The organism is Rhodococcus opacus, from assembly GCF_012396235.1.
In the GTDB taxonomy this organism is placed as follows: domain Bacteria; phylum Actinomycetota; class Actinomycetes; order Mycobacteriales; family Mycobacteriaceae; genus Rhodococcus_F; species Rhodococcus_F opacus.
This window is the reverse complement of record NZ_JAAXPA010000012.1, coordinates 64,564-88,454: the sequence shown is the minus strand read 5'-3', so window position 1 is coordinate 88,454 and position 23,891 is coordinate 64,564. Positions and strand designations below refer to the sequence as shown.

At 66.5% G+C, this 23,891-nt stretch carries 20 protein-coding genes; 16 read left to right on the top strand and 4 right to left on the bottom strand.

Annotation, left to right across the window (positions count from 1 at the left end; all coding sequences use genetic code 11):
• Window positions 1-6: 6 nt before the first annotated feature.
• Genes yidC through rpmH form a run of 4 tightly spaced genes read right to left on the bottom strand, consistent with a single transcriptional unit; the run spans window position 7 to window position 2,031 of the window.
• Complete coding sequence (gene yidC, locus HGB39_RS17995; protein ID WP_005560837.1) at window positions 7-1,119, bottom strand: membrane protein insertase YidC; 1,113 nt, start codon at window positions 1,117-1,119, stop codon at window positions 7-9.
• Window positions 1,120-1,123: 4 nt separating this feature from the next.
• Window positions 1,124-1,486 (bottom strand): membrane protein insertion efficiency factor YidD, encoded by a 363-nt coding sequence (gene yidD, locus HGB39_RS17990; protein ID WP_005560838.1) that lies wholly within the window; start codon window positions 1,484-1,486, stop codon window positions 1,124-1,126.
• The gene (gene rnpA / locus HGB39_RS17985; RefSeq protein WP_005249110.1) at window positions 1,483-1,860 is read right to left on the bottom strand and encodes a ribonuclease P protein component; all 378 of its coding nucleotides are present in this window, start codon (window positions 1,858-1,860) and stop codon (window positions 1,483-1,485) included. Before rnpA ends, yidD begins: the two co-directional genes overlap by 4 nt.
• Window positions 1,861-1,887: 27 nt before the next feature.
• The gene (gene rpmH / locus HGB39_RS17980; protein WP_005263481.1) at window positions 1,888-2,031 is read right to left on the bottom strand and encodes a 50S ribosomal protein L34; all 144 of its coding nucleotides are present in this window, start codon (window positions 2,029-2,031) and stop codon (window positions 1,888-1,890) included.
• A gap of 738 nt (window positions 2,032-2,769) precedes the next feature.
• Between rpmH and dnaA the strand changes: the two genes are divergently transcribed.
• The 16 genes from dnaA (at window position 2,770) to HGB39_RS17900 (ending at window position 23,868) form a co-directional block, all read left to right on the top strand.
• Complete coding sequence (gene dnaA / locus HGB39_RS17975) at window positions 2,770-4,356, top strand: chromosomal replication initiator protein DnaA (protein WP_005263480.1); 1,587 nt, start codon at window positions 2,770-2,772, stop codon at window positions 4,354-4,356.
• Window positions 4,357-5,005: 649 nt separating this feature from the next.
• Window positions 5,006-6,190, top strand: a complete 1,185-nt coding sequence (gene dnaN / locus HGB39_RS17970) for a DNA polymerase III subunit beta (RefSeq protein ID WP_005249107.1) — start codon at window positions 5,006-5,008, stop codon at window positions 6,188-6,190.
• Window positions 6,191-6,192: 2 nt separating this feature from the next.
• On the top strand, window positions 6,193-7,164 hold the full coding sequence (gene gnd / locus HGB39_RS17965; protein ID WP_259465776.1) for a phosphogluconate dehydrogenase (NAD(+)-dependent, decarboxylating): 972 nt from the start codon (window positions 6,193-6,195) through the stop codon (window positions 7,162-7,164).
• Window positions 7,165-8,397: a DNA replication/repair protein RecF gene (gene recF / locus HGB39_RS17960; RefSeq protein WP_005263478.1), complete on the top strand. Its 1,233-nt coding sequence runs from the start codon at window positions 7,165-7,167 to the stop codon at window positions 8,395-8,397.
• Window positions 8,387-8,950 (top strand): DUF721 family protein, encoded by a 564-nt coding sequence (locus HGB39_RS17955; RefSeq protein WP_005263477.1) that lies wholly within the window; start codon window positions 8,387-8,389, stop codon window positions 8,948-8,950. The genes recF and HGB39_RS17955 overlap by 11 nt, the downstream gene beginning before the upstream one ends.
• A gap of 125 nt (window positions 8,951-9,075) precedes the next feature.
• On the top strand, window positions 9,076-9,984 hold the full coding sequence (locus HGB39_RS17950) for a metal-dependent hydrolase (protein WP_007301426.1): 909 nt from the start codon (window positions 9,076-9,078) through the stop codon (window positions 9,982-9,984).
• Window positions 9,981-11,099 (top strand): PDR/VanB family oxidoreductase, encoded by a 1,119-nt coding sequence (locus HGB39_RS17945; RefSeq protein WP_064080185.1) that lies wholly within the window; start codon window positions 9,981-9,983, stop codon window positions 11,097-11,099. The genes HGB39_RS17950 and HGB39_RS17945 overlap by 4 nt, the downstream gene beginning before the upstream one ends.
• 46 nt (window positions 11,100-11,145) lie before the next feature.
• The gene (locus tag HGB39_RS17940; RefSeq protein ID WP_005561084.1) at window positions 11,146-12,084 is read left to right on the top strand and encodes an alpha/beta fold hydrolase; all 939 of its coding nucleotides are present in this window, start codon (window positions 11,146-11,148) and stop codon (window positions 12,082-12,084) included.
• 197 nt (window positions 12,085-12,281) lie between these two features.
• Window positions 12,282-14,324, top strand: coding sequence for a DNA topoisomerase (ATP-hydrolyzing) subunit B (gene gyrB / locus HGB39_RS17935; protein WP_043787085.1), 2,043 nt, complete (start codon window positions 12,282-12,284; stop codon window positions 14,322-14,324).
• A gap of 424 nt (window positions 14,325-14,748) precedes the next feature.
• On the top strand, window positions 14,749-17,580 hold the full coding sequence (locus HGB39_RS17930; RefSeq protein WP_005561080.1) for an ATP-binding protein: 2,832 nt from the start codon (window positions 14,749-14,751) through the stop codon (window positions 17,578-17,580).
• On the top strand, window positions 17,577-17,993 hold the full coding sequence (locus tag HGB39_RS17925) for a roadblock/LC7 domain-containing protein (protein WP_005249096.1): 417 nt from the start codon (window positions 17,577-17,579) through the stop codon (window positions 17,991-17,993). The genes HGB39_RS17930 and HGB39_RS17925 overlap by 4 nt, the downstream gene beginning before the upstream one ends.
• A gap of 7 nt (window positions 17,994-18,000) precedes the next feature.
• Window positions 18,001-18,375, top strand: a complete 375-nt coding sequence (locus HGB39_RS17920; RefSeq protein WP_005249095.1) for a DUF742 domain-containing protein — start codon at window positions 18,001-18,003, stop codon at window positions 18,373-18,375.
• A gap of 13 nt (window positions 18,376-18,388) precedes the next feature.
• A complete protein-coding gene (locus HGB39_RS17915; RefSeq protein ID WP_005249094.1) occupies window positions 18,389-18,940 on the top strand; it encodes a GTP-binding protein in 552 nt (183 codons plus the stop codon).
• Between the two features lie 11 nt (window positions 18,941-18,951).
• A complete protein-coding gene (locus HGB39_RS17910; RefSeq protein ID WP_005561077.1) occupies window positions 18,952-19,794 on the top strand; it encodes an MHYT domain-containing protein in 843 nt (280 codons plus the stop codon).
• A gap of 151 nt (window positions 19,795-19,945) precedes the next feature.
• Window positions 19,946-22,468 carry a DNA gyrase subunit A gene (gyrA, locus tag HGB39_RS17905; RefSeq protein ID WP_005249092.1) on the top strand — a complete coding sequence of 841 codons (2,523 nt, stop codon included), beginning with the start codon at window positions 19,946-19,948 and terminating at the stop codon, window positions 22,466-22,468.
• Window positions 22,468-23,868 (top strand): DUF3566 domain-containing protein, encoded by a 1,401-nt coding sequence (locus tag HGB39_RS17900; protein ID WP_231137777.1) that lies wholly within the window; start codon window positions 22,468-22,470, stop codon window positions 23,866-23,868. Before gyrA ends, HGB39_RS17900 begins: the two co-directional genes overlap by 1 nt.
• Window positions 23,869-23,891 lie beyond the last annotated feature (23 nt).

Here is a 23,891-nt window from a genome sequence, read left to right as displayed (position 1 = left end):
TCTGAATCAGCGCCGCTTGCGCTTGGGGGACTTTCCGCGGTTGGACTGGGGGCGGGCACCGGGCTTCGGCTTCGACGTACCCGTCGCCGAACCATCACCACTCACCTGATCGGAGGCGCTGTCTTCGACGACACCCTCGACGATCTCCGGCTCGTCCGTCGAGGAAGAGCCGTCCGTTGCGGTCGCGGACTTCTTCTTTTTCTTGGTGAGATCCGGACGTGCACCGGGCTTCGGAGCGTTGTCTGCCCGGCGTGCGATGGCAGCTTGCTTCTTCTCTTCCTCTTCTTCGTCGATACGACGGAAGACGATGTGCTGCTGCGCGTAGGTCCAGATGTTGTTACTCACCCAGTACAAGAGGATCGCGATGGGGAGGAACGGGCCACCGACGAGCACACCGAGTGGGAAAACCCACAGAGCGAGCTTGTTCATGATCGCGGACTGCGGGTTGGCGGCGGCCTCGGGACTCTGGCGTGCGACGGAGGCGCGCGAGTTGAAGTGGGTCGCGATGCTGGCAATGACCATCAGCGGAACCGCGACAACCGCGATGTTCAACACCGTGGGGATCGGGCCGTAGGCAGCGAACGCATCGAGCTGCTCCTTCGGCATGGTGATCCAGGCCGAGATGGGAGCACCGAACAGTCGGGCACTCAGGAAGGACTGCACGTCCTCGACGCTGAAGAAGTAGTTCGGCGTGTTCGCGTTCGCCTCGACCGACATGCCGAGCTGCCCGAAGCCGGTGCCGGTGCGGTTGAACGAGCGAAGCACGTGAAACAGGCCGATGAAGACCGGAGCCTGCGCGAGAACCGGCAGGCAGCCCATGATGGGGTTGAACCCGTGCTCCTTCTGGAGCTTCTGCATCTCGACGGCCTGACGCTGGCGGTCACCCGAGTACTTCTTCTGCAGAGCCTTGATCTGCGGCTGAAGTTCCTGCATCTGGCGCGTCGTGCGAACCTGCTTGACGAACGGCTTGTACAGCACGGCACGCAGGGTGAACACGAGGAACACCACGGAGAGCGCCCACGTGACACCGCTGTCCGGCCCGAGGAAGGGAATGGCACCGAATATCTTGTGCCAGACCCACAGGATCCCGGACACCGGATAGTAAATGAAGTCGAGCACGGCTCTATGTACTCCTCTGTTCGTCCACGTTCGCCGGACAGCAACGGCCACCCGCATGACGGTCGTGACGGGCAGGGACCGGGTCCCACCCACCAGGGTGCCAGGGGGCACACTTCGCCAACCGAACCACCGTCAAGAAAAGGCCTTTGATCGCCCCGTGGGTACGCAGGGATTCCACCGCGTACTCGCTACAGGTCGGCATGAACCGGCAGGTCGGCATCCTCAGGGGCGACACATACGTCCGGTAGAGCTCGATGAAGAATATGAGAGTGCGCGCCGGTAACGCACGGACCGACTTCCACGCGGAAGAGACCGAGGAAGTGGCCTCGGCCGTGTGGGCGCGCGACTCGTGGAGTGCGCTTTTCATGCGGAGTTACTCACAGGCGCAAGAAGGTCCAATCGAAGGAGACCTGCACGGAGTTGCTTCTCCAGGTCCCGGCTACTTGCAGTCGCAGCTCCCGGAAGAGCCCGAATCACCACATCGGTTCCGCGTGGAACCACGTCCACGAGGTCGATGCAGATATGACGAAGCCGGCGTGCGACTCGATGTCGAATCACCGCCGGCCCGACAGCCTTACTCACAACCAGTCCGAATCGCGGACCGCCGCTACTCACCAGCTCATCTGCCTGCGCACGGTCGAATGCGTGCACAACCAGGTCGCGTCTTCCCATCCGACGACCACGTCGCACAGTCAACGAAAAATCTGAATGACGACGCAATCGGTGCGGCTCAGGCAACACCCCGAGCTCCCGAACCCAGTGTCGGGATCAGGCGGTGAGAGATTCGCGGCCCTTACGGCGACGCGCCGAAACGATTGCACGACCCGCACGGGTCCGCATACGAAGACGGAAGCCGTGAACGCGCGCGCGGCGTCGGTTGTTCGGCTGGAACGTCCGCTTGCCCTTGGCCACGGTCAACACTCCTCGAAGTTCATCGACGCCTCCCGGCGTCATGGATCTAACATTGGCGAAAACTCAGGTGTTCATCCACAGGTGGGGATGAAACGACTTCGAAACTGGACTCGAGCCAGCACGAAACCGCCACCTCACCACAGGGTGACTGTTCGAGAGTACTTACCACTGACGGTCAGGTCAAACTCGCTCACCTGCGATTCCCCCGCGAATCGGTTGACCGACACGCCGAGGATCGACAAATGCTTGCACCCCAACTTCCAATGTGCCAAACCGCTGTGAGGTTGCCGACACTGTTGTTAGCGTCTATGCATGGTCTCGCCGATGAACCCTGATCGAGTGCCCAGCTCTCGACTTCAGCGTTCTCATCTGCATATTCACCGCAATTCATCCACAGGGCACAGATGGTGTGCCGCTTCGGATCACCACGAGGGTTGTTGACACCCTTCACTTCCTGGGTCCTCGAACCCGCTCATCCAGGTTTCGCAAGCATAAGCGCAGGTCAGTGCGTTCAATCTGGACTCCTCACCATGCAACGGCGTCTCGACGAGAGGCGTCTGCGGTTTGTCCACATCTGTGGATAATTGTGTGGAAACACAGTTCAGATGGCATATTCGTAGGTCCGTACGGGGTCCATCCTCAGGTCGGGGAAGCTCCCAATTCCACCTCGACGACGGCACCGACACTCGACTCGGCACCGCTGGCGCCGAGTCCGCGAACACACTGGGGAGGAACCACGTGAACGACGATCCGAATGCGCTCGCACGGATCTGGATCGACGTCGTCGCAGACCTCACATCCGATTCGCCCGGCGGCGATCTGCCGCCGTTGACGAGGGGACAGAAGGCGTGGTTGGCGCTCGTCAAACCGCTGACGCTCGCACAGGGCTTCGCGCTCCTGTCCGTACCGTCGCCCTTCGCGCAGGAGGCGATCGAGCGGGATCTCCGCGAGCCGATCCTCCACGCCCTCGGCCGGCATCTCGGTGAGCAGGTCGAAGGGCTCGGTGTGCGTATCGCGGCCCCGGTCGACGATGAACCCGAATCCGAGCCTCCGAGCCGGGACCACCGGCCCGAGCCGGAACCTATCCACACTCCTCGCCACCTCGAGCCTTCCGTCACCAGTTCCGGTTCGTTCCGCAGGCGCCGGTTCGGCTCCGGTGAGGATCAGCCCTACTCGGACACGACGGACTTCGAGGAAGTCGACGACGACCGCGAGGCCCTCGCCAGCGTCCACGAATCCTGGCCGTCGTACTTCACGAAGCCGCCCTCGGGCCCGGCACCGTCAGCGACCGGGGGTAACAGCCTCAACGCGAAGTACACGTTCGACACGTTCGTGATCGGCTCGTCCAACCGGTTCGCCCACGCGGCGGCCGTCGCCATCGCCGAGGCGCCGGCGCGCGCGTACAACCCGTTGTTCGTGTGGGGAGCGTCCGGCCTCGGCAAGACGCACCTCCTGCACGCCGCCGGCCACTACGCCCAGCGGCTGTTTCCGGGGATGCGGGTGAAATACGTCTCCACGGAGGAGTTCACCAACGACTTCATCAACAGCCTCCGCGACGATCGCAAGGTGGCATTCAAGCGCCGCTACCGCGAGACCGACGTGCTGCTGGTGGACGACATCCAGTTCATCGAGGGCAAGGAAGGTATCCAGGAGGAGTTCTTCCACACCTTCAACACCCTGCACAACGCGAACAAGCAGATCGTCGTCTCGTCCGACCGGCCGCCGAAGCAGTTGGCAACACTCGAGGAACGACTGCGCACCAGGTTCGAATGGGGCCTGATCACCGACGTCCAGCCGCCCGAACTCGAGACGCGCATCGCGATCCTCAGCAAGAAGGCCCGAATGGACCGGCTCGAGGTGCCCGACGACGTCCTCGAGTTGATCGCCTCCCGGATCGAACGCAACATCCGGGAACTCGAGGGTGCCCTCATCCGTGTGACGGCGTTTGCGTCCCTGAACAGGCAACCCCTGGACCTCACGCTCGCCGAGGTGGTGCTGCGTGACCTGATGCCGGACTCGTCGAGTCTCGAGATCAATGCGGCGACGATCATGGCGGTCACCGCGGAGTACTTCAACATGTCCATCGACGACCTCTGCGGCCCCGGCAAGGCGCGTCCGCTGGCGTCCGCCCGGCAGATCTCCATGTACCTGTGCCGTGAGCTCACCGATCTGTCCCTGCCGAAGATCGGGCAGACGTTCGGCCGTGACCACACCACGGTCATGTACGCGGACAAGAAGATTCGCAAGGAGATGACGGAGCGTCGGAAGGTCTACGACCAGGTCCAGGAGCTGACCGCCCGGATCAAGCAGCGTTCCAAGAGGTAGTCACCGACACCTCCCTCTCCTGTGCCCCTGGTAGCTCGCCTACCGGGGGCACAGGCCGTTTCGGGGGAAACACCGTCCCACGGGCAACTCGAGGGGCTCCTCGAGCCGGTCCTCGAGGGTTGGCTCGAGCGGGTCCTCGAGGTACCGCTCGAGGGTCTACTCGAGGCTCGCGCGAATCCCCGCCGACACGACACGCCGGTGCAACACGCCGACGCCAGGACCTGGGATAAAGCATGCACACCTGTGGATAAGTGTGGGGATGAGGTGGAATCTCTGTGGACAGAACGTGCAGAACTTTGAACAACCTCGAGTAGTCCACATGGGTGCCGGATCGGTCCTCGAGTTTGTCCTCGAGAATTCCCCATACGGCGACGCGGACGGACCAGCGTCTACACACCTTCGTCCACAGATTCCACAGGACCTAATAGTACTTCTCATTAATTCTTCTAAAAACCTCTTTGAAAACAGGGTTGGGGACAGCGTCGGTTCACAGGCCTCTGGCGGAGACTCGAGGACGCGACCGTTCCGCTTTCAAGTTCGTCCTCGAGGGCATACGGTTATGCATCGCCGCTCTGTGAAAGACTGCAGTGCTGTGGTCACGGGCCGACCGTGGCGAACAACCGTGCCTACCGAGAGGAACAACCCGGCGATGGAGCTTGGAAGCCTGAAGTTTCGTGTCTCCCGGGAAGAATTCGCTGATTCAGTGGCATGGGTCGCTCGCAGTCTGCCGTCGCGGCCTCCTGTCCCCGTTCTCGGCGGTGTTCTCCTGGACGCGACCGAGCAAGGGTTGACGGTTTCCGGATTCGACTACGAGGTATCGGCCCAGGTCAGGGTGGCAGCCGAGGTCGGTAGCGCCGGTCAGGTCCTCGTCTCCGGCAAGCTTCTCGCCGACATCACGAAGTCGCTTCCCAACAAGCCGGTCGACGTGACCCTCGAAGGCACCCGCGTGCTGATCACGTGCGGAAGCGCCAAGTTCTCCCTGCCCACCATGCCGGTCGAGGACTATCCCCAGCTTCCGCAGTTGCCGCAGCAGACCGGCTCGATTCCCGCCGACGTCTTCTCCGAAGCGATCAGTCAGGTGGCTGTCGCGGCGGGCAAGGACGACACCTTGCCGATGCTCACCGGCATCCGGGTCGAGATCGAACGCAACGCGATCGTGCTCGCCGCCACCGACCGGTTCCGTCTCGCAGTCCGCGAACTCGAGTGGTCGCCGGCGAACCCCGACACCACCGCGGCCGTCCTCATCCCCGCGAAGACGCTCTCCGAGTCGGCGAAAACTCTTGCAGGAGATGCCACTTCGCCGGTCGAGCTGGCGCTCGGTTCGGGATCCGCGGTCGGCAACGACGGGCTCCTCGGCATCGTCAACGACGGCCGCCGCACCACCACCCGGCTGCTGGACGCCGAGTTCCCGAAGTTCCGGCAGCTGCTGCCGTCCGAGCACACCGCGCTGGCCACCGTCGAGATCGCTCCGCTCGTCGAGGCGATCAAGCGTGTGGCCCTCGTCGCCGAGCGCGGCGCGCAGGTCCGACTGCAGTTCTCCACCGAGGGGCTGCTCCTCTCCGCCGGTGGCGACGACGCAGGTCGCGCCGAGGAAGGCTTGAACGCGGTGTTCCAGGGTGAGCCGCTCACCATCGCCTTCAACCCCGGCTACCTGATCGACGGACTGTCTTCGCTGCACAGCGAGCAGGTGCTGTTCGGTTTCACGACCCCCAGCCGCCCCGCGGTGCTGCGTCCGGCCACCGAGGACGAGATCGAACCCGACGATTCCGGCAACTTCGCGGCGCCGGAGAGCGCGTACACGTACCTGCTGATGCCGGTGCGTCTCCCGGGCTGACGATTTCGCGGAAGCGAAACCAGTACTGCCGAAAGAAATCTCACGAGTGGACGGAGATCACGATGCAGATCGGGTTGGTCGGGCTCGGAAAGATGGGATTCAACATGCGCGAGCGGTTGCGCGCGCACGGGCACGAGGTGGTCGGCTACGACCCCCGCCCCGAGGTCACGGATGTGGCATCGCTGGCGGAGCTCGCTCAGCGACTCGAGTCTCCGCGAGTCGTCTGGGTGATGGTTCCGGCGGGAAAGATCACCCAGGACACGGTGACCGAACTGTCGTCGGTGCTCGAGACCGGCGACCTGGTGATCGACGGCGGCAACTCGAGATACACCGACGACAAAATCCACGGCGAGCTGCTGGGTTCCCGCGGCATCGGCTACCTCGACTGCGGTGTGTCCGGCGGGGTGTGGGGACTCGAGAACGGCTACGGGCTGATGGTCGGCGGATCGGACGCGGACGTCGAGCGGGCGCTGCCGGTCTTCGACGCTCTCCGTCCCGAGGGTGAGCGTGCGGACGGCTTCGTCCACGCAGGCCCGGTCGGCGCCGGCCACTACGCGAAGATGGTCCACAACGGCATCGAATACGGACTGATGCAGGCGTACGCCGAGGGCTACGAACTGCTCGAGGCGGAAGACCTCGTCACGGACGTCCACGGTGTGCTGCGCGCCTGGACCAAGGGCACGGTCGTCCGGTCGTGGCTGCTGGAGCTGCTCGTCAAGGCATTGGGTGAGGATCCCGATTTCGCCGAGATCTCCGGTTACACAGACGATTCCGGTGAGGGACGCTGGACGGTGCTCGAGGCGATCGACCACGCGGTGCCCGCACCGGTGATCTCGGCCGCGTTGTTCGCGCGGTTCGCGTCCCGTCAGGACGATTCCCCCGCGATGAAGGCCGTCTCGGCGCTGCGCAACCAGTTCGGTGGTCACGCCGTGAAGAAGGCGGCAGGCGAGGCAGAAGCCGGTTCTGGAACGTAGGTGTTCGTTCGCGCACTCTCGCTCAGAGACTTCCGTTCCTGGGACGCCCTCGGTCTCACCCTGCGTCCGGGCTGCACCGTCTTCGTCGGACCCAACGGACACGGCAAGACGAACGTGCTCGAGGCGCTCGGCTACCTGTCGACCCTCTCGTCTCATCGGGTCAGCTCGGACGCCCCGCTGATCAGGACGGGCACCGGTCAGGCATTCGCCGGGGCCACGGTCGTCAACACCGGCCGGGAACTGACCGTCGATCTCGAGTTGAACGAGGGCAAGTCCAACCGGGCGCGGATCAACCAGTCGCCCACCCGGCGGCCGCGGGAGATTCTCGGGATTCTGCAGACGGTGCTGTTCGCGCCGGAGGATCTGTCGCTGGTCCGCGGCGATCCGGGTGATCGGCGACGCTACCTCGACGAGCTCCTCACGTCCCGTATCCCGCGGATGGCGGCGGTGCGCGCCGATTACGACCGGGTGCTGCGGCAGCGGTCGGCGCTGCTCAAGACGGCAGGCGGCGCGTTGCGACGGGTGTCGCGCGGCGGCGGCCAGCCGAGCGAGGACGGCGCGAGTGCCCTTGCCACGCTGGAGGTCTGGGACGGACATCTCGCTGCACACGGCGCGCAGCTGCTCGCCGGAAGGCTTCACCTCGTCCACGATCTCGCGCCGCACCTGGCCGAGTCGTACCAATCGCTGGCGCCGGAGTCGAGGCCCGCGAGCATCCGTTACCGCTCGAGTCTGGGGTCCTCGCTGCCGCCGGAGTTCACCGAACCGGCTCGAGCGCCCGAGGCTGGCGATGTCGCGTTTCTCGAGGAGCGGTTTCTCCAGGAGCTGTCCGTGATGCGCTCCAAGGAGATCGAGCGGGGTGTGTGTCTCGTCGGCCCGCATCGTGACGATCTCGAATTGCAGCTCGGCGACACCCCGGCGAAGGGATTCGCGAGTCACGGTGAGTCGTGGTCGTTCGCGTTGTCGTTGCGGTTGGCGGGATTCGCACTGCTGCGTTCGGAGGGCAGCGATCCCGTCCTCATGCTCGACGACGTGTTCGCCGAACTCGACCGTCGTCGACGGCGCGCACTCGCCAAGGTCGCGTTGGATGCGGAACAGGTGCTGATCACGGCGGCCGTGCCGGAAGATGTTCCGGAGGAACTCGACGCCGTCCGATTCGGTGTGGAGGCCCGCGACACCGATCGAGGACGAATATCGCACATTGTGGAAGAGACGGAGGACCGCCGTGACGGATGACGTCGAACCCACCGCACCGGCTGCGGCCCCCGAACCGGAGGTGAAGGGAATCGACCTCGCGCGCCGTGCCCTGGAGGAGGCGCGTGCCGCGGCGAAGGCCAGCGGAAAATCCGTCGGGCAGGGCCGCCGATCCGGAACGGGTGTCCGGGCCCTGCGCGCCCGGCGTCGACGCGGATGGTCGGGTCCCGGACCGGACGACCGCGACCCGCAGCCGTTCGGTGCGCTGACCAACGCGATCGCGAAACAACGCGGCTGGTCGCCCAAGGTGTCGGAGGGGACGGTCCTCGGTCGGTGGGTACAGGTGGTCGGTGAGGACATCGCCGCGCACGCCGAACCGACGGGGCTGCGGGACGGGATTCTCAGCGTCTCCGCGGAGTCGACGGCCTGGGCGACGCAGCTTCGGATGATGCAGTCGCAGATTCTCGCGAAGATTGCTGCGGCCGTCGGCGACGGCGTCGTGAAGTCGTTGCGGATCACCGGTCCGACCGCCCCGAGCTGGCGAAAAGGCGAACGGCACATCCGGGGGCGCGGACCTCGGGACACCTACGGATAGGCCGGAGCGGACGTTCGGTCCCTAGTTTTGTCTATTACCCGGTGTTACAGTTACTCCAAGTTTTCGAGTGAACTGTGCCACAAGCCTTCGTCGTGGCGCAGCCGCCGGCACGAAGGAGTAATGAGATGTCCGCCCCGACTGCACCCCGGAACGCGATCCCCGAACCGGACCACATCCTGTTGCAGGCCAGGAACGTGGAGTTCGACTGGTCGAACCTCCCCATGCACTGGATCCCGGGCGACCCGTTCGGCACGCACGTCCTCAACGTCCTGCACCTTCTGCTGCCCGCCGGTGAGGAGTGGTTCGTCGAGACGTTCAAAGAGGCACTGCCGCTGATCGAGGACGAGCGGCTCCGCGACGACGTCGTCGGGTTCATCGGCCAGGAGGCGATGCACGCCAACGCCCACACCGGCGTGCTGGCGCACCTGAAGGAGAAGGGTCTCGATCCGACGCCCTTCACCGAGCAGATGGAATGGACCTTCTCCAAGATCCTCGGACCGCGACCGCTGACCGGTCTGCGGGAGAAGAACTACCTGATCGAGCGGCTGGCGGTCATCGCCGCCATCGAGCACATCACCGCGTTCCTCGGCGACTGGGTCCTCAATGCCGAGGGACTCGACCGCTCCGGCATGCATCCGACGATGCTCGACCTGCTGCGCTGGCACGGCGCCGAGGAGGTGGAGCACCGCTCCGTGGCCTACGACGTCATGCGGTACTTCGACAAGCGTGAGTCCCGGCGGATCCGCACCCAGGTGATCGTCACCCCGGTCATCGTGTGGCTGTGGGTGCGCGGCACCCGTTTCCTCATGCGCAACGATCCGGAGCTCGCCCAGTGGTCGGCGCACCGGCGCAAGCCGCACCTGACCGATTTCTTCGCGGCAGGCAAGCGTGGCACCCTCCCGACGGCCCGGGAACTCGGCAAGCGGATGTCGACGTACTTCACGCGTTCGTACCACCCGAGCAACGAGGGTTCGACGGCGCAGGCCGTGAAGTACCTGGCGTCCTCGCCGGCAGCTCAGGCGGCCGAGCGATGAAGCTGTCGCAGGTGCGGGAGGTGCTCACCGGGCAGGGACTGCCCCGCTACGACGCTCCCCCGGACATCAAGGGGCGACCGCGCCCTGACCGCGCGATGCGGATCACCGAGGCCGTCGCTGCCAAGTACCTCGGTGTTCTCACCGCGTACGAGTACAACCCGGGCGTCGCCGGTCACAACCCGGACGTGGCGATGAAAATGGTTGTCTCCCAGCGTGACGTCGTCGCACGGGACGAGAACGTCGTCCAGTTGCGGTTCGAAGCCGAGGACGGCGCGGAACTCCCTGCGTGGCAGCCGGGTTCGCATCTCGATTTCCACCTGCCGTCCGGGCTGCGACGTCAGTACTCGCTGTGCGGGGACCCGGCGGACCGCACGGGCTACAGTGTCGCCGTTCGCCGGATCCCCGACGGCGGTGGCGGATCCCTCGAGATGCACGCGCTCGAACCGGGTGCCCCGGTGACGGTTCGCGGCCCCCGCAACGGGTTTCCCTTCGTCGGCGAAGGGAGCGCGCTCTTCGTCGCGGGCGGCATCGGCATCACGCCGATCCTCGCGATGGTCCGGGCGGCGCGCGAACTCGGAATGGACTGGCAGTTCGTGTACTCCGGCCGGTCACGGGAGTCGATGCCGTTCCTCGACGAGATCGAAACGTTCGACCGGTCACGGGTTTTCATCCGTCCCGACGACGAGTTCGGACTGCCGACCGCCGAGGAGTTGCTGGGGCGCGCCGCGCCGGGCGGTGCCGTCTACTGCTGCGGTCCGACGCCGATGCTGGAGTCCGTGCGCCGTGCGTTCCCCGGAAGCCCGGCCACCGCATTGCATTTCGAGCGGTTCGGGGCGCCGCCGGTGCTCGACGGCACCGAATTCGAAGTGCAGCTCGTCAGCACGGGTGAGGTGCTCACCGTGCCCGCCGACGAATCCGCACTGATGGTGATCAAGAAGACGATGCCCGGAGTGGGATATTCGTGCCAGCAGGGCTTCTGTGGCACCTGCAGGGTGAAGGTGCTCTCCGGCACCCCGGATCACCGCGAGACGCGGCTCACCGACGCCGAGCAGGAGAACGAGATGCTGATCTGCGTGTCCCGCGCCGACCGGGGCCGTCTCGTCCTCGATCTGTAGTTCCCACCGTCAAACCCGAACCCGCACGACGACCAGAGGACCCACCATGACTCCATCCACATCCGGTACCGCCCGGCGGATCACCAACGGTTCCGTCGAACTCGCCGTGTTCGAGAAGGGCAACCCCGACGGCGAGACGATCGTGCTCGTGCACGGCTGGCCCGACACCCACGACCTGTGGAGCCGGGTGGTGCCCTTCCTGACGGAGCGGTTCCGGGTGGTCAGCTACGACAGCCGCGGCGCAGGCCGGAGCACCGTGCCCACCCGGGTCGAGGACTACCGGCTGCCCGCCCTGGCCGGTGACCTGTTCGCGGTGATCGATGCCGTGAGCCCGGGCCGGCCGGTGCACGTGCTGGCCCACGACTGGGGATCGGTGGAGGCATGGGAGGCGGTCTGCGAACCGGGAGCCCGCGAGCGGATCGCGTCGTTCACCTCGGTCTCGGGCCCCAACCTCGATCACCTCGGCAAGTGGCTGCGCCGCCGCATCTCGGACCGCAGCTTCGGCGGGCCGCTCGCGCAGGCCGTCGCGTCCGGCTACACCGTCCTGTTCCAGATTCCGGGCCTGGCGACGCTGCCGCTGCGGCTCTGGTTCTCCCGGCACTGGCCGGCGTTCCTGAAGTTCTTCGACCGCCTCGATCCCGCGCTGGTGCGTCCGGCGCCGACGCTGGCGGACGACATGGTCAACGGTCTCAAGCTGTACCGCGCCAACATCCGCACGAGTCTGCTGAGGCCGCGCGAGCGGTACACCGACGTCCCCGTCCAACTGATCCTCAACAAGAACGACAAGGCGGTGCGGCCCGTCGGCTACGAGGACACCGAGAAATGGGCACCCGACCTGCGCCGTCGAGAGGTCGACGCCGGGCACTGGTCGCCGATCTCCCACGCCGAGGACATCGCACAACTTGCCGCGGAGTTCGTGCTGGACGTCGAGGACCGGCAGTGGGCGGATCTCTCGGACGGCCCGTCCGAGAGCGCTTCGGCCTAGGTTTTCACTCCCGAGACGCCCTGAAAATTCGTCTACGGGGCGCTCAGGGGTGTCATAGCACGCTCCTGGCGCTGACGTACCAGTAAGATGGCCGAGGTAACTAGCGGCAAGATTCCCGATTCTCGTCTCCCGCGTGCCCGACCAGGGCGGTGGGCGCCTGCGTCGGGCATTGGACGGAGAAGGAGAGCTACCCACCCGTGGCTGCCCAGAAGTCAGACAAAAGCACCTCCAGCAAGGACTACGGCGCTTCTTCCATCACCGTCCTCGAGGGACTCGAAGCCGTTCGTAAGCGACCGGGTATGTACATCGGTTCCACCGGTGAACGCGGTCTCCACCATTTGATCTGGGAAGTCGTCGACAACTCCGTCGACGAGGCCATGGCCGGCCACGCCAGCAAGGTCGAGATCACCCTTCTCGAGGACGGTGGCGTTCGGGTCGTCGACGACGGTCGAGGCATCCCCGTCGGGATGCACGCCTCCGGTGTCCCCACCGTCGAGGTCGTCCTCACCCAGCTCCACGCCGGCGGCAAGTTCGACTCCGACTCCTACGCCGTGTCCGGCGGTCTGCACGGTGTCGGTATCTCCGTCGTCAACGCGCTGTCCACCCGGCTCGACGTCGACATCAAGCGCGACGGCTTCCAATGGAACCAGACCTACACCGACTCGAAGCCGGGTGAACTCGTCAAGGGCGAGGCCACCAAGGAGACGGGCACCACGGTCACGTTCTGGGCCGACCCGAACATCTTCGAGACCACGGTCTACAGCTTCGAGACGGTCGCGCGCCGCCTCCAGGAGATGGCCTTCCTCAACAAGGGCCTGACGATCACCCTCACCGACGAGCGCGTCAGCGACGCCGAGGTCACCGAAGAGGTCGTCAGTCAGGTCGCGGACGCGCCGAAAACCGCCGAGGACGAGTCCGCCGAGGCGGATGCGCCTGCCGTGCACAAGGTGAAGACCCGCGTCTACCACTACCCGGGCGGCCTCGAGGACTACGTGCGGCACATCAACCGCACGAAGCAGCCGATCCACAACTCCGTCGTCGGTTTCACCGCGAAGGGCACCGGCCACGAACTCGAGATCGCGATGCAGTGGAACTCCGGTTACTCGGAGTCGGTCCACACGTTCGCGAACACCATCAACACCCACGAGGGCGGCACCCACGAAGAGGGCTTCCGTTCCGCTCTGACGGCGACGGTCAACAAGTACGCGCTCGACAAGAAGCTCCTCAAGGAGAAGGACCCGAAGCTCACCGGTGACGACATCCGTGAGGGCCTCGCGGCGATCATCTCCGTGAAGGTCGGTGAACCGCAGTTCGAGGGTCAGACGAAGACGAAGCTCGGTAACACCGAGGTCCGGTCGTTCGTCCAGAAGGCGAGCAACGAGCACCTGTCGCACTGGTTCGAGGCGAACCCGGCCGACGCGAAGACCATCGTGAACAAAGCGGTGTCGTCGGCGCAGGCCCGCGTCGCCGCCCGCAAGGCCCGCGAACTGGTGCGCCGCAAGAGCGCCACCGACCTCGGCGGTCTGCCGGGCAAGCTCGCCGACTGCCGGTCCAACGATCCGAGCAAGTCCGAGATCTACATCGTGGAGGGCGACTCCGCAGGCGGCTCGGCCAAGTCCGGCCGCGACTCGATGTACCAGGCGATCCTGCCGCTGCGCGGAAAGATCATCAACGTCGAGAAGGCACGCATCGACCGTGTGCTGAAGAACACGGAAGTCCAGTCGATCATCACCGCGTTCGGCACGGGCATCCACGACGAATTCGACATCGCGAAGCTGCGGTACCACAAGATCGTGCTGATGGCCGACGCCGACGTCGACGGCCAGCACATCGCAACGCTGCTGCTCACGCTGCTGTTCCGCTTCATGCGCCCGCTCGTCGAGCACGGTCACGTCTACCTGGCACAGCCCCCGCTGTACAAGCTGAAGTGGCAGCGCAGCGACCCGGAGTTCGCGTACTCCGACCGCGAGCGCGACGTCCTGGTCAAGGCCGGTCTCGAGTCCGGCAAGAAGATCAACAAGGACGACGGCATCCAGCGTTACAAGGGTCTCGGCGAGATGAACGCCAAGGAACTGTGGGAGACCACCATGGATCCGACGGTGCGCGTTCTGCGTCTGGTGACGCTCGACGACGCGGCCGCAGCCGACGAGCTGTTCAGCGTTCTCATGGGTGAGGACGTCGAGGCCCGGCGTAGCTTCATCACCCGTAACGCCAAGGACGTCCGCTTCCTCGACGTCTAGGTATCCGGCACAAGAGATTACGGATATCGTGCAGCCACCGGCGGTCGGAAGACCCCGGTGGCTGCACCCGTCTGGGCCGGTTACAGAACCGGGTGACGCGGAAATCCGTCCTCGACTGTGAACCGCGATTCTGTGTAGCCTGGTCCGCTGATCCCCCCGCGACGGCAACGTCTGGGATCGGTGGTGCGCATGTTACTTGGAAGTAAGGATCGGGGAATTTCTGTGGTAAGAACGTTCCCCATGGGGATGTGATGAACTCGTTACATTCGGAAATCGGTGCGTCGGGCAGCGTTGCGCACAGCGCAACTGATCGATCACTTTCCTCTGTCGACGCGTGTCGTCCGGGCCGGTACGACTGTCCTGCCGCAGGCGCGGTCACGAGCACAGAGCGACAAGCTATGAGTGGTTGGAAAGGAAGCGTGGGATGAGCGACGATTCGCCGCCCCGGGCAAAGTTCTGGGATATCGAGGGTTGGGGCCTGCGGTGGAAGGTCACCGCGGTTCTCGCAGTTCCCGTCACCGTCGCCATGGTGCTCGGCGGGCTCCGTGTGCAGGGCGAGCTGAGTAACGCCGTCCACTTCACCGAGGCGGCCGACCAGATCGTCGTCGTCCCGGACATCGTGGCCCTCGAGGCCTCGATGGGTACCGTGACCAGTGGTTACGCCTCGGGCACCCTCACCAAGCAGGACCGCGAGGACGCGGAATCCTTGATGAACGACGTGTCCGAGGAGGCCCGGAACCCCGAGCTGGATCCCGCCGTCGCGAGTTCCATCAACCAGACCGTCTCGGACGGCCGCGCCCTCCTGAATCTGATGGATTCCCCGGGCGTCGCCACCGACCTGCTCGCGGAACGCCAGCGCGCGTTCGCCGCGGACTTCATCCGCGAAGTGGACGACATCGTGCGTCCCATCGAAGACAGCGAAGTCGTCGACAAGGGCTACCAGCTGACCAACGCGTGGCAGGCGCAGCGTCGTCTGTTCGAGCAGGCCATGGGCCTCGTGATCGTGAAGGACGTCTACGCCGGTCCCGACGGACGGGAGAAGGCCCGCACGGGTGACATTCCCACCTCGGCCGTCGTCGCGGCCGCCGGCGCCGAATCGAGCCTCCTCGACGTCCTCGACCGGTACTACCCCAAGGGTGATGCCCGTCTCGAGACGCTGCGAAACAACATCAACGACCGCAACGCCCTCATCGACCAGGGCCTGGCGGACGCGGCGCGCGGCGGAATGCTGCCCATCCTGCAGCTGCGCTCCTCGCTCATCGCGAGCCGTGACGTGTACCAGGAACTGACCAGCGAAGCGGCGAACGACATCGCGTCCACCGTGCAGGTCCGTGCGGCCGAGACCCGGTCCGCCGCGCTGCGTGACACGGCGATCGTCCTCGGAACCCTGCTCGCCGCCCTCGTCCTCGCGCTCCTCGTGTCGCGGTCGCTGATCGGTCCGATCCGCCGCCTGCGGTACGGCGCGCTGAAGGCTGCGCGCCGCGACCTTCCGGAGGCGATCGAGCAGATCAAGGCCAGTGACGATCCGCGGGCACTGTCGTTCGAGCCGGTGGCCGTGCACTCCTCCGAGGAGATCGGCCAGCTCGCCCGCGCCGTGGACGACATCCACGGGCAGGCGCTCAAGCTCGCCGGTGAGCAGGCGCAACTGCGCCTGCAGATCAACGACATGTTCGAAACCCTCGCGCGCCGAAGCAAGTCGCTCGTCGACCAGCAACTCGGCCTGATCGAGAATCTCGAGTTCGAGGAAAAAGATCCGAAGCGACTCGAGAGCCTGTTCCGGCTCGACCACCTGGCGGCGCGTATGCGCCGGAACGGTGAGAACCTGCTGATTCTGGCCGGTACCCGCGTGCGTCGTTCGCAGGCGGCGCCGATCCCGCTCGGCGACGTGCTGCGTGCCGCTATCTCCGAGGTCGAGGACTACCAGCGTGTGCAGATGGGTGCGACTCCCGAAGGCGCGCTCAGCGGCACCGTCGTCACGGACGTCGTGCACCTGCTCGCCGAACTCGTCGACAACTCGCTGCGCGCCTCGCCGCCCGACACTTCGGTGACGTTCAGCTTCGCTCGCGCCGTGGACGGCGGGGTGCTGCTCGAGATCGCGGACCGCGGTATCGGTATCCCGGCCGACGACATGCGCGCCGTCAACGAGCGTCTGGCGTCGGGTGGTGAGGTCGGTCCCGAGACCGCCCGCCACATGGGTCTGTTCGTCGTGAGCCGCCTCGCGAAGCGTCACGGCCTGACCGTGCGCCTGCGGTCGACGTTCGACACCGCCCGCAACCCGGGTGTGACCGTGAGCATCCACATCCCGAATGCGCTGATCGTGTCGCAGGCTGCCCGGCAGGACACCGGACCGCAGCGGAGGATTCCCGCGGCGCCGGTCCGCACCGCCATTCCGGCACCCGCGGCCCCGGCACCGCGCACGGACAACGGACAGCAGAAGCCGGCAACCCGAAACGGACTGCCGACCCGCACCCCGTCCACGCCCCCGCCGAGCCCGGCACCTGCGGGCGCGGTGACGACGGCGTCGGGCACGAGCCTGCCCCGACGTCAGCCCGGTGCCAGTGGCATCGCCGCCGGCGCGGGATCGTCGGCCGGTGCCCCGGCCGCGCAGTCCCAGGACACCGTCAACGTCCGCGGATCCGGGGCGATGCCGAAGCTGCCCGTGCGGCGGCCGCAGGGGGCTACCCCGGAGACGGCACCGGCGGAATCGCAGCCGCAGCACGCACCGCACGCACCACGAAGCGAGAACCGCATCGCGGCGCGGACCGCGGAACAGCCGGCGCCCACGTCGTCGAACGGCGACGATCAGGCACCGGTCCGGCACCGCTACCGCACCAACTCGGCGAAGACCGCGTCGTTCTTCCAGTCGCGGATCGACCCGCCGTCGGCCGAGGCCACACCCCGGCCCGGCGGCGGTACCCCGATCTTCTCCGACATGGTGTCCGACTGGCTGACCGATCCGACCGGCGCCGAGGGCGCACCCGGCGTCTGGCATTCCGCCGGCGACGCCGGATGGTCCGCCGCCGAACGGATCAGCGAGACTCCCGTCGAGGTCGACCCGGAGATCGGACTGCCGAAGCGGCGTCCCGGCGACCGACTGGTTCCCGGCACGGTCGAAGGCGCGCACAATACGGGGACACTGCGCCGGGTGCGTGACCCTGAGACAATTCGCGCCAATCTCAGTCGTCACCAGCAGGGCGTCCGAAACGGCAGGGCCACGAGGCTCGCGGAACGTAACAGCATTGAAGGAGACCGATGAACACCGCTCATGGATCCGACGTCACGCGACCGCTCGACTGGTTGGTGTCGAACTTCGCCAGTGACGTGCCCGGTGTCTCCCACGCCGTGCTCGTGTCGGCGGACGGTCTCCTGATGGCAGCCAGCGCCCATCTCCCGATCGACCGGGCCGAGCAGCTGGCCGCGGTCACCTCTGGGTTGGCCAGCCTGTCGGCCGGTGTGTCCCGGTTGTTCGAAGGCGGCGGAGTGCTGCAGTCGGTGGTCGAAATGCAGCACGGGTATTTGCTGCTCATGAGCGTCGGCGACGGCTCGCACCTCGCGACCCTCACGGACGCCGAGTGCGACATCGGACAGGTCGGCTACGAGATGGCGATCCTGGTCGACCGCGTCGGCGCATCGGTACAGGCCACGGCCCGCACCCCGCAGGGTCTCTGACCAGCCCATGCCCATGAACGACCACCACTCGGAGCAGCCGGGCCCGAACATCGTGCGCCCGTACTCGCTGACGTCGGGCCGGACCCGGCCTGCGGTCGAGCTCGCGCTCGAAGCGTTGATTCAGGCACTGCCGCAGTCGGTGGACCGGCAGTGGGAACTCGACGACGTCAACGCCGCGATCGTCGCGTTGTGTCAGCAGTCGCCTTCGGTCGCCGAGATCGCCGCCCGGGTGGGCGTACCCCTCGGAGTGGCACGCGTCCTGGTCGCCGACCTGGTCGAGGCCGGTCATCTGCAGATCCTGGCCACCCTGAAGGAAGACTCGACCGACTCCGAACGTCGTGAACTCATCGAAAGGGTCCTCAGTGGACTTCGCGAAATCTGATCCCCGCAATCGGGTGACCTCGACCAAGATCGTGATCGCCGGCGGGTTCGGCGTCGGTAAGACCACGCTGGTGGGGGCTGTCTCCGAGATCGTCCCGCTGCGCACCGAGGCGCTCGTGACCAACGCCAGCGACGGCGTCGACAACCTGGCTGCGACACCGCAGAAGGGCACGACCACCGTCGCCATGGACTTCGGTCGCATCAGCCTGGCCGACGACCTGGTGCTGTACCTGTTCGGTACCCCCGGTCAGCACCGGTTCTGGTTCATGTGGGACGACCTGATCCGCGGTGCGATCGGTGCGATCGTCCTGATCGACACCCGCCGGCTGGACGAGAGTTTCGCGGCCGTCGACTTCTTCGAGGCCCGGCAACTGCCGTTCCTCGTCGCGATCAACGAATTCGACGACGCCCCGCGCTACCCCATCGAGGACATCCGCGCGGCCCTCGCGATCTCCGAGGACGTGCCGATCATCCCGATCGACGCGCGTGACCGGGAATCGGCGAAACGCGCTCTGGTCGCGATCACCGAATACGCACTGACCAAGCTTCACACGGCCGCGTACTGAGGATTCGAAACATGTCGGACGACTTGCAGCACTTCTCCATGGGCACGTGGATCGTCGCCCTCGCCGCGGTCACGGCGTTCATCGGCGTCTTCGTCGGGATCGCCAGCGCCCGCAAGGCGGTGACCGCGCCGAACCCGAGGCAGCGGTACCTCTGGCTGGCCTGGGGTGCGCTGTCCATCGGCGGCATCGGCGCCTGGCTGCCGCACTACATCGCGATGGTCGGGTTCGAGGTCTACGGCAGCGTGGTGCGCTACGACGTCCTGTGGATCGCGGTCTCGTTCGTGGTGCCCGTCGCGGCCGCCGCGGTGGCGTTGCTGATCATCAGCCCGCCGCCGACGAAACACCGGCTGCCGAGCGCGTCGGTGGAGATCGGCCGTCTCGCCGGCGGTGCGGTGCTCCTCGGCGTCGGCTTCACCGGAATGGACCTCGCGATCGTCGCCTCCCTCGAGATCCAGGGTTCCGTGGACTCCGACATCCTGCTGACGGCAGCGTCGGCCGTGATCGGCCTGGTCGTCGGCGCCGGAATCATGTGGTCGATCTCGGCCCTCGAGTCCCGCACGCTGCGACTCGTGGCGTCGGTGGTCGTGGCCGCCGGACTGGTGGCCATGCACTACACCGGCGTGTTCGGGCTGAGCGCCACCGTCGACCTGGCCGTGGCGCGCCCGGACGGGCTCGAGGTGTTCTCGATCCTGTTCCCCGTCTTCGTGCTGGGCATGCTCGTGGTCACGATCCCGATCACCGCCCTGCTGATGGCACCCGACCGCGTCGCCGCCGAGCTCGAACTCGAGGCCGACATGCTCGCCGCCGAATCCCTCGCCGCCGAAACCCAGGGCCGGGAGCTCGAACTCCAGTAGATCGGACGACTCCGGCGGCACCGATTCATGAGCGCACCCGAGTCCTTCACCCTCACAGCTGACCTGCACCTATAGACTCGGGTGGTTGCGCGACGTCGTGCAGGACCGCGAGTCCGCGAGGAGACGTCAAGCCGAGTAGAAGAAGGAGCTCATGACTGACACAACGTTGCCGCCGGAGGGACCGGGGCACGACCGCATCGAGCCCGTCGACATTCAGCAGGAGATGCAGAGCAGCTACATCGATTACGCGATGAGCGTGATCGTGGGTCGTGCGCTGCCCGACGTGCGAGACGGCCTCAAGCCGGTGCACCGCCGCGTTCTGTACGCGATGTACGACAACGGTTACCGGCCCGATCGCGGTTATGTGAAGTCTGCGCGACCGGTCGCCGAGACGATGGGTAACTACCACCCCCACGGCGACGCCTCGATCTACGACACGCTCGTCCGCATGGCCCAGCCGTGGTCGCTGCGGTACCCGCTCGTCGACGGCCAGGGCAACTTCGGTTCCCGCGGCAACGACGGCGCCGCCGCGATGCGATACACCGAGTGCCGGCTCACTCCGCTGGCCATGGAAATGCTGCGTGAGATCGACCACGAGACGGTCGATTTCACCCCGAACTACGACGGTCGTACACAGGAACCGTCAGTTCTCCCCAGCCGTATCCCCAACCTGTTGATCAATGGTTCCGGCGGCATCGCCGTCGGTATGGCCACCAACATCCCGCCGCACAACCTGCGCGAGGTCGCCGAGGCCATCTACTGGGCGCTCGAGAACTGGGAAGCCGACGAGGAGTCCACCCTCACCGCGGTCATGGAACGCGTCAAGGGACCCGACTTCCCGACGCACGGCCTGATCGTCGGCGGCCAGGGCATCCACGACGCCTACACCACCGGACGCGGTTCGGTCCGCATGCGCGGTGTGGTGGAGATCGAAGAGGACGCCAAGGGGCGCACCACGATCGTCATCACCGAGCTGCCGTACCAGGTGAACCCGGACAACCTGATCACGTCGATCGCCGAGCAGGTGCGCGACGCGAAGATCGCCGGCATCTCCGACATCCACGACGAGTCCTCGGACCGCGCGGGTATGCGCATCGTCGTCACCGTCAAGCGTGACGCGGTCGCGAAGGTCGTGCTCAACAACCTGTACAAGCACACCCAGCTGCAAACCAGCTTCGGCTGCAACATGCTGTCCATCGTCGACGGCGTGCCGCGCACCCTGCGCCTCGACCAGATGATCCGGCTCTACGTCGCCCACCAGGTCGAGGTCATCCGCAGGCGCACCGAGTACCTGCTCCGCAAGGCCGAGGAACGCGCTCACATCCTGCGCGGACTGGTGAAGGCGCTCGACGCCCTCGACGAGGTCATCGCGCTGATCCGGGCGTCGCAGACCGTCGACATCGCGCGGGCAGGCCTGATCGAGCTCCTCACCGTCGACGAGATCCAGGCCGACGCGATCCTCGCGATGCAGCTGCGTCGCCTCGCCGCCCTCGAGCGTCAGAAGATCATCGACGAACTCGCCGAGATCGAGCGGGAGATCGCCGACCTCAAGGACATCCTCGAGAAGCCCGAGCGTCAGCGCCGGATCGTCCGTGACGAGCTCAAGGAGATCGTCGACAAGCACGGCGACGACCGCCGGACCCGCATCATCGCGGCCGACGGCGACGTGGCCGACGAGGATCTGATCGCCCGCGAGGACGTCGTCGTCACGATCACCGAGACCGGCTACGCCAAGCGCACCAAGACCGACCTGTACCGCTCGCAGAAGCGCGGCGGCAAGGGCGTGCAGGGCGCCGGGCTGAAGCAGGACGACATCGTCTCGCACTTCTTCGTCAGCTCCACGCACGACTGGCTGCTGTTCTTCACCACGAAGGGCCGCGTGTACCGGGCCAAGGCGTACGAGCTGCCGGAGGCGAGCCGCACGGCCCGCGGGCAGCATGTGGCCAATCTGCTCGCGTTCCAGCCCGACGAGCGCATCCAGAGCGTCATCCAGATCAAGACGTACGAGGACGCCCCCTACCTGGTTCTCGCCACCCGCAACGGTCTGGTGAAGAAGTCCAAGCTCACCGACTTCGACTCGAACCGCAGCGGCGGCATCGTCGCCATCAACCTGCGCGGTGAGGACGAACTGGTCGGCGCGGTCCTCTGCTCCTCCGACGACGACCTGCTGCTCGTCTCCGCGCAGGGACAGTCGATCCGCTTCTCCGCCACCGACGAGGCGCTGCGTCCGATGGGCCGCGCCACGTCCGGCGTCCAGGGCATGCGATTCAACGGTGACGACGAACTGCTGTCGCTGAACGTGGTGCGTGAAGGCACCTATCTGCTGGTGGCGACGTCGGGTGGCTACTCGAAGCGCACCGGCATGGAGGACTACCCGGTCCAGGGTCGCGGCGGAAAGGGTGTACTCACGATCCAGTACGACCGGAAACGTGGCACCCTGGTCGGAGCGCTCATCGTGAACGACGACGACGAGCTCTACGCGATCACGTCGGGCGGTGGTGTCATCCGCACCGCCGCCAAGCAGGTCCGCAAGGCCGGTCGGCAGACCAAGGGGGTTCGTTTGATGAACCTCGGGGAAGGCGACACCCTGCTCGCGATCGCGCGCAATGCCGACGAACCGGACGAACCCGACGACAACGCCGAGAGCAGCGGCAAAGGAGCTAAGGAGTCCTAGTGAGCACTCCCAACCAGCCAGGCAGTGACCGGCAGAACCCGGGTTCCGCCAATCAGGCGCCATCCGAGCAGCAGGCCTCCCGCACTCCCCAGAACGGGTCGGCGCGACCGAACCCGCAGCAGGGTTCCGCGCCGCAGGGGCCGCAGGCGTCAGCCGGTCGTGGCCCCGCTCAGGCGGGGCCGGCTGCCCGGCCGGGTGGTGCTCCCGACGGGCGACCGGATCGGCAGGCTCCGGCCGATCCGGCCCGGTCGCCGTCGACGCCCCAGCATCAGGGTCCGCGCACGCAGACCCCGCAGGGCAGGCCCGTGCCGCCGTCGCAGCAGGGTCACGCTCCGAATCAGCAGGCTCCCGGGCATCAGGGCCCGCCGCAGCAGGCGTCCGGCAACCGGGCTCCCGCGGGCGGTGCTCCCACCGAGTCCATCCGGGGAAATCAGGCTCCGCCGTGGCAGCGGGGAATGCAGCGTGAGCCGCAGACCAACCTGAAGCGTCCCGTGCAGGGCGGGGCCGGTGCCAAGCAGTCGCGCCCGGAGGGGCAGCCGAACCCGGCCAACGGCTCGGCAACAGCGGCTGCGGCGGGTGCCGCGGCAGCGAAGGCTCCCGCCGGTCAGGACGTCCAGAAACCGCAGACCGCGCCGACGCAGAAGACGCAGCAGCCCCAGGCGCAGGGTCAGCGACCCCAGGGCGCGCAGAACGGGGGTGCTCCCACCCAGGCCGTGCCCACCCAGAAGGCGCCCGCACAGAACCCGTCGGCGCCGGCGAAGGGTCAGCCCGCGCCCAAGGAGGGGCCCGATCGCACACCGTCCTCGACCGCGGCCACGGCAGCGGTCGGTGCGGTGTCCGGTGCAGCCGCCGGTGCCGTGACTCAGCGGGAGGCCGCGAAGGCGAAGGCGTCCGCGATCGACGGACCCACCCGGCACATCAACCGGGACGTGCTCCCCAAGGACATGCCGGACCTGTCCGAGGCCAAGCACCCGTTGCCCGGGGCAGCGGCCGCGGGTCAGCAGCCGAAGGTCGCCGTGGCCCCGCAGCGGGTCGAGGAGGGCGAGGCTCTCCGGGCGACGGTGCAGGTCCGCAAGATCGATCCGTGGTCGACGCTGAAGATCTCGTCCGTCATTTCGGTGTCGCTGTTCTTCGTGTGGATGGTGGCCGTCGGCCTGCTGTACGTCGTCCTGGACGGGATGGGCGTGTGGGACCGGCTGAACAACGCGTTCACCGATATCGTCGCGGAGTCGAGCTCTGACGGGCTCGTGACGGCCGGGCAGGTCTTCGGATACGCCGCCGTCATCGGTCTCGCGAACATGGTGTTGTTCACCGCACTGGCGACGATCGGCGCCTTCATCTACAACCTGTGTTCCGACCTCGTCGGGGGCGTCGAAGTGACGCTCGCCGACCGGGACTGAACGCGGAAAACGACGAGGGCTGA

Bases quoted from the DNA above. Each gene is read 5' to 3' on its own strand.
- yidD (WP_005560838.1), bottom strand. From the start codon at position 1,486: ATGAAAAGCGCACTCCACGAGTCGCGCGCCCACACGGCCGAGGCCACT.
- dnaN (WP_005249107.1), top strand. From the start codon at position 5,006: ATGGAGCTTGGAAGCCTGAAGTTTCGTGTCTCCCGGGAAGAATTCGCT.
- HGB39_RS17950 (WP_007301426.1), top strand. From the start codon at position 9,076: ATGTCCGCCCCGACTGCACCCCGGAACGCGATCCCCGAACCGGACCAC.
- HGB39_RS17945 (WP_064080185.1), top strand. From the start codon at position 9,981: ATGAAGCTGTCGCAGGTGCGGGAGGTGCTCACCGGGCAGGGACTGCCC.
- HGB39_RS17940 (WP_005561084.1), top strand. From the start codon at position 11,146: ATGACTCCATCCACATCCGGTACCGCCCGGCGGATCACCAACGGTTCC.
- HGB39_RS17930 (WP_005561080.1), top strand. From the start codon at position 14,749: ATGAGCGACGATTCGCCGCCCCGGGCAAAGTTCTGGGATATCGAGGGT.
- HGB39_RS17925 (WP_005249096.1), top strand. From the start codon at position 17,577: ATGAACACCGCTCATGGATCCGACGTCACGCGACCGCTCGACTGGTTG.
- HGB39_RS17920 (WP_005249095.1), top strand. From the start codon at position 18,001: ATGCCCATGAACGACCACCACTCGGAGCAGCCGGGCCCGAACATCGTG.
- HGB39_RS17910 (WP_005561077.1), top strand. From the start codon at position 18,952: ATGTCGGACGACTTGCAGCACTTCTCCATGGGCACGTGGATCGTCGCC.
- gyrA (WP_005249092.1), top strand. From the start codon at position 19,946: ATGACTGACACAACGTTGCCGCCGGAGGGACCGGGGCACGACCGCATC.